Annotated in this window: 6 protein-coding genes and 1 pseudogene; 6 read left to right on the top strand and 1 reads right to left on the bottom strand. The window is 40.7% G+C overall.

Annotated elements, in window-relative coordinates:
* A partial coding sequence (locus D8787_RS10855; protein ID WP_142999769.1) for a helix-turn-helix domain-containing protein occupies positions 1–113 on the bottom strand: 113 nt, incomplete at its 3' end.
* Positions 114–355: 242 nt separating this feature from the next.
* On the opposite strand from D8787_RS10855, the gene D8787_RS10850 reads away from it, so the two are divergent.
* From D8787_RS10850 to D8787_RS10825, 6 genes and pseudogenes are all read left to right on the top strand, one after another.
* Positions 356–1,549, top strand: coding sequence for an O-antigen ligase family protein (locus D8787_RS10850; protein WP_125423801.1), 1,194 nt, complete (start codon positions 356–358; stop codon positions 1,547–1,549).
* 144 nt (positions 1,550–1,693) lie between these two features.
* Positions 1,694–2,137, top strand: a complete 444-nt coding sequence (locus D8787_RS10845; protein WP_125423796.1) for a MarR family winged helix-turn-helix transcriptional regulator — start codon at positions 1,694–1,696, stop codon at positions 2,135–2,137.
* Between the two features lie 34 nt (positions 2,138–2,171).
* Positions 2,172–2,363: pseudogene (locus D8787_RS10840) on the top strand (polyketide cyclase); the annotation flags it as partial.
* 14 nt (positions 2,364–2,377) lie between these two features.
* On the top strand, positions 2,378–3,106 hold the full coding sequence (locus tag D8787_RS10835) for an ABC transporter ATP-binding protein (protein WP_125423790.1): 729 nt from the start codon (positions 2,378–2,380) through the stop codon (positions 3,104–3,106).
* Positions 3,099–4,619 (top strand): ABC transporter permease/substrate-binding protein, encoded by a 1,521-nt coding sequence (locus D8787_RS10830; RefSeq protein WP_125423787.1) that lies wholly within the window; start codon positions 3,099–3,101, stop codon positions 4,617–4,619. Before D8787_RS10835 ends, D8787_RS10830 begins: the two co-directional genes overlap by 8 nt.
* A gap of 395 nt (positions 4,620–5,014) precedes the next feature.
* Positions 5,015–5,586: reverse transcriptase domain-containing protein (locus D8787_RS10825; protein WP_260471397.1), on the top strand; the 572-nt coding region annotated here is incomplete at its 3' end.

Genomic DNA, 5,586 nt, shown 5'->3' with positions numbered 1-5,586 from the left:
GTAGTTGGGTCTTTTAGAATGGACTGTCCAATAGCTTTGAAGGTTTCACCGCGCTCTAAGCCCAGTTGGATATCATTACGGTCTGAAAGGGTAAGGTGTTTATGTTTTGTCATAGTGAGCCTCATTTCTAACTCAAACGTCTCATACTTAATTCCACCATAAAAATCCGTTTTAGACTAATTTCCACTTCGGCAAGTCAAGTGGAAGTTGCTTTGAGAAGTTACGTTTTAGTATTTTTGCTCCCTTTTTTACCTAGGGAAACGTTTCCTTTGTTTTCAAATTGCTAAAAAAGTGGTACAATAAAGGGTAGCTTACTATTATCTGAATCAGCTGGTTTGGAGAGAAAGGATTCATTTTGAAATCAATAGGCTTTATTGAAAAGCTGAAAGGGTTGTCTAGTAAAGAGCTGATTTTATTGGGAATTATCCTGAGTATCTTTTTACCCTTTTATCTTTTTGTAGTTGTATTCTGTTTATATATTATCAGTTTGATTTTTACAGGAGACATGAAAAGTATTCTTCAGAAAATGGGGGAGCATCCGATGCTACTTCTTTTTCTTGGCTATAGTACTGTTATATCCGTTTTTGCACAAAATTGGATGGGTCTTGTGGCTTCAGTAGGAATGTTTCTATTTACTGTTTTCTTTTTGCACTATCAGTCGATTTTATCACATAAATTCTTTCGGTTGATTTTGCAGCTCGTCTTGTTTGGTAGCGTCTTGTCAGCTGCTTTTGCGAGTTTAGAACATTTCCAAATTGTGAAGAAATTCAACTATGCTTTTCTTTCACCCAATATGCAGGTCTGGCATCAGAATCGTGCAGAAGTGACCTTCTTTAATCCTAATTATTATGGAATTATTTGTTGTTTCTGTATCATGATTGCCTTCTATCTGTTTACAACTACCAAGTTGAATTGGTTGAAAGTATTCTGTGTAATTGCAGGCTTTGTGAATCTCTTTGGTTTGAACTTTACTCAAAATCGAACTGCCTTTCCTGCTATTATCGCTGGAGCGATTATTTATCTCTTTACGACCATTAAAAACTGGAAGGCCTTTTGGCTTAGTATTGGAGTCTTCGCCATTGGTTTGAGTTTCCTATTTTCCAGTGATTTGGGAGTTCGAATGGGGACTTTAGACTCTTCTATGGAAGAACGCATTTCTATCTGGGATGCTGGGATGGCCTTGTTTAAGCAAAATCCTTTTTGGGGTGAAGGGCCATTGACCTATATGCACTCTTATCCTAGAATAAATGCTCCTTATCATGAACATGCTCACAGTCTTTATATTGATACGATTCTAAGTTACGGAATTGTGGGGACTATTTTACTAGTTTTGTCTTCTGTGGCTCCTGTTCGCTTGATGATGGATATGAGTCAGGAGTCAGGGAAACGTCCGATTATCGGCCTTTATCTATCTTTCCTTACAGTGGTTGCTGTGCATGGAATCTTTGACCTGGCTCTCTTCTGGATCCAGTCAGGTTTTATTTTCTTGCTAGTTATGTGCAGTATTCCGTTGGAACATCGAACGTTGGTATCGGACATGACGGATTAAGTTTATAAGTTTAAAATCTTCTATCTTGGGTAGGAGATTTTTTTACTGGGGAAAATTATTTCCAAAACGAAATAGTTGACAGTTGGAACAACAAGTGTTACAATTGTGTTATTCATTTCGATATAGAAATAAATTGGAGGTGTTATGAAAGATAGTCATTTGCTAGCCCATCATATTCGTTTGTTGAATGGGCGGATTTTTCAAAAGTTACTGAGCCAAGACCCTGAAGCTCTTTATCGGAGTGAGCAGGGAAAGATTTTAGCGGTTTTATGGAATAGTGAAACTGGCTGTGCAACTGCGACAGATATTGCTTTGGCGACTGGGCTTGCTAATAATACGCTGACGACTATGATAAAAAAGCTAGAGGAACAAAAGCTTGTCACTGTTAGTCCATGTGGAGAAGACAAGCGGAAGAAGTATTTAGTTTTAACAGACTTGGGGCAGTCCCAGAAAGAAGTGGGACATCGTGTCAGTCAGAAATTGGATACAATCTTTTACAAAGAATTTTCAGAGGAAGAAATTCAGCAGTTTGAAGCCTTTCAAGAAAGGATTTTGGCAAATCTGAAAGAGAAGGAAAATGAGGTTTAAAATGGAGCAAATTAGCTGTTTATAAGTAAAGGCCACTTTCGACTTTGTTTTCCAGCTTTTGGGACAAGGAAACTATGTGGTCAGCTATGGTCAGACTCGGATTGATGGCCTTGCCTATGCCCAGTACGATATCTTCCGTCTAAAAGACGGGAAAATTGTGGAGCATTGGGATAATAAAGAAGTTATGCCTAAGGTAGAAGACTTGACCAATCGAGGGAAGTTTTAAAATGAGGACAAAGAATGATTGAATACAAAAATGTAGCCTTGCGCTACACAGAAAAAGATGTTTTGAGAGATGTCAATTTACGAATTGAAAATGGGGAATTTATGGTTTTAGTTGGGCCTTCGGGGTCCGGTAAGACGACTATGATCAAGATGATTAACCGTCTTTTGGAACCGACTGATGGAAATATTTATATGGATGGTAAGCGTATCAAAGACTATGATGAGCGGGAACTTCGTCTTTCTACTGGTTATGTTTTACAGGCTATTGCTCTATTTCCTAATCTAACGGTTGCGGAAAATATTGCCCTGATTCCTGAGATGAAGGGCTGGACTAAGGAAGAAATTGCTCAGAAAACAGAAGAGCTTTTGGCAAAGGTTGGTTTACCAGTAGCTGAGTATGGACATCGACTTCCGAGTGAATTATCTGGTGGAGAACAGCAACGGGTCGGTATTGTTCGAGCTATGATTGGTCAGCCTAAGATTCTCCTCATGGATGAGCCTTTTTCAGCCTTGGATGCGATTTCGAGAAAACAGTTGCAGGTTTTGACGAAAGAATTGCATAAAGAGTTTGGGATGACAACGATTTTTGTGACCCATGATACGGATGAAGCCTTGAAGTTAGCGGACCGTATTGCTGTCTTGCAGGATGGAGAGATTCGTCAGGTGGCGAATCCCGAGACCATTTTAAAAACTCCTGCAACAGACTTTGTAGCAGACTTGTTTGGAGGTAGTGTTCATGACTAATTTAATTGCAACTTTTCAGGATCGTTTTAGTGATTGGTTGACAGCTCTATCTCAACATTTGCAGTTGTCGCTTTTGACCTTGTTACTAGCTATTTTTATCGCGATTCCTTTAGCTGTCTATCTTCGCTATCATGAGAAGCTGGCGGACTGGGTCTTGCAGATTGCAGGGATTTTCCAGACTATCCCGTCTTTAGCCTTGTTGGGACTCTTTATCCCCTTGATGGGGATTGGAACCTTGCCTGCTTTGACAGCACTAGTGATCTATGCGATTTTTCCGATTTTACAAAATACCATCACTGGGTTGAAGGGAATTGATCCAAGTCTGCAAGAGGCTGGGATTGCCTTTGGGATGACTAGATGGGAGCGTCTCAAGAAGTTTGAAATTCCACTTGCCATGCCTGTCATGATGTCTGGGATTCGGACGGCAGCTGTCTTGATTATCGGTACGGCAACCTTGGCTGCCTTGATTGGGGCAGGGGGATTAGGTTCCTTTATCCTTTTGGGAATTGACCGTAATAATGCCAGTCTGATTTTGATTGGGGCCCTTTCTTCTGCAGTGCTGGCCATTGCCTTTAACTTCCTACTAAAAGTGATGGAAAAAGCAAAATTGCGGACGATTTTTTCAGGTTTTGCCTTGGTGACCTTATTGCTCGGTCTGTCTTATAGCCCAGCTCTCTTAGCTCAAAAAGAGAAAGAAAACTTGGTGATTGCTGGGAAATTGGGTCCAGAACCAGAAATTTTGGCCAATATGTATAAACTCCTCATTGAGGAAAATACCAGTATGACTGCAACTGTTAAACCGAATTTTGGGAAAACAAGCTTCCTCTATGAGGCTCTGAAAAAAGGCGATATTGACATCTATCCTGAATTTACTGGTACGGTGACTGAAAGCCTACTTCAACCATCGCCGAAAGTGAGTCACGAGCCAGAGCAGGTTTATGATGTGGCGCGTGATGGTATTGCTAAACAGGATCATCTAGCCTATCTTAAACCCATGTCTTATCAAAATACCTACGCTGTAGCTGTTCCGAAAAAGATTGCTCAAGAATATGGCTTGAAGACCATTTCGGACTTGAAAAAAGTGGAAGGGCAGCTGAAGGCAGGTTTTACACTCGAATTTAATGACCGTGAAGATGGAAATAAAGGCTTGCAGTCAATGTATGGTCTCAATCTCAATGTGGCGACTATGGAGCCAGCCCTTCGCTATCAGGCAATTCAGTCAGGTGATATTCAAATCACGGATGCCTATTCGACTGATGCGGAATTGGCGCGTTATGATTTGCAGGTCTTGGAAGATGACAAGCAACTCTTCCCACCTTACCAAGGGGCTCCACTAATGAAAGAAGTTCTTCTCAAGAAACATCCAGAGTTGGAAACAGTTCTCAATAAATTGGCTGGTAAAATTACTGAAAGCCAGATGAGCCAGCTCAACTACCAAGTCGGTGTTGAAGGCAGGTCAGCAGAACAAGTAGCCAAGGAGTTTCTACAAGAACAAGGTTTGTTGAAGAAATAGTTTGAAAATGTCAAACTCAACTTTGTTAAACGACCATATAGAAAACTGCTCAGACAATGTCGTCTGGGCTTTTTTTGGGTACGACTTATCCCGTGAGGTCTCATGAGCGCTGAAAGCGTAGTAACAACGAATCATGAGAAGTCAGCCGAGCCCATAGTAGTGAGGAAACTTCTGTAATGGAAGTGGAGCGAAGGGGGAATACTCAAACAGTCTGGGGAGAGACTGTTTGAGGTCTGTCGCTAGAAAGAGAAAACGACAGATTGAAGTAATCCTACTTCACTTGTGTCTGTAAAACGAACGGTCTGATAGAACTGGAGTCTGTCACGTATTGACTAGATGAAGGTTCACCAATATAAGATGTCCCTCAGGTACCAAAACAAGAAAGGAATACGCACATGTCAAAATTGCTAGATAAGATATTATCACGCGAAAATATGCTGGAAGCCTACAATCAAGTAAAATCCAATAAGGGCTCAGCTGGGATTGATGGAATTACTATCGAAGAGATGGATAATTATCTCAGACAAAACTGGCGCCTGACTAAGGAACGGATGAAACAGAGAAAATATAAGCCTCAACCAGTTCTCAGAGTTGAGATTCCCAAACCAAACGGAGGTATTCGTCAGTTAGGAATTCCAACGGTTATGGATAGAATGATTCAACAGGCCATTGTTCAAGTCATTAGCCCTATTTGTGAACCCCATTTCTCTGAAACGAGTTATGGGTTCCGACCAAATCGGTCATGTGAAAAAGCCATCATGAAGCTCTTAGAGTACTTAAATGACGGCTATGAGTGGATAGTGGATATAGACCTAGAGAAATTCTTCGATACAGTTCCTCAAGATAGATTGATGTCCTTAGTACATAACATTATCGAAGACGGAGATACGGAATCCTTGATTCGTAANTATCTTCATTCAGGTGTTATCATTAACGGTCAGGTGTTATCATTAACGGTCAGCGTCAT

The sequence above is a fragment of the Streptococcus mitis genome (genome assembly GCF_003944325.1).
GTDB classification, from domain to species: Bacteria; Bacillota; Bacilli; order Lactobacillales; family Streptococcaceae; genus Streptococcus; species Streptococcus mitis_CW.
This window is presented reverse-complemented; position numbering and strand designations above follow the sequence as displayed.